Here is a 317-nt window from a genome sequence, read left to right on the forward strand (position 1 = left end):
TCCGCCGTACGTCAGCGCTCCCCAGATCTCCCACACCGAGAAGTCGAACGCGAACGAATGGAACAACGTCCACACATCGCCACGCGAGAAACCGAAGTCCGCGTCAGTGCCACGCAGCCGGTTCACCACACTGCGATGCTCGACCAACACCCCCTTCGGAGTCCCGGTCGAACCCGACGTGTAGATGACGTATGCAAGGTCGTCGGGGGTGGCCCGGGACACCACGTCCAGCCCCGGATCCTCAGCCGACTCGCTCAGCACCGGCGCGTCCACACAGACCACCACCGCCCCGGTGTCCGGCAGCCGGTCTCGCAGCG

The 317-nt window shown here is 66.2% G+C and carries 1 protein-coding gene; it reads right to left on the reverse strand.

Features of this window, described 5'->3' with window-relative positions; all coding sequences use genetic code 11:
* Positions 1-317, reverse strand: a 317-nt coding sequence (locus POF73_RS45990) for an AMP-binding protein (protein WP_272125515.1), incomplete at both ends; no start/stop codon positions are given.

It is taken from the genome of Streptomyces sp. HD, assembly GCF_028369295.1.
In the GTDB taxonomy this organism is placed as follows: domain Bacteria; phylum Actinomycetota; class Actinomycetes; order Streptomycetales; family Streptomycetaceae; genus Streptomyces.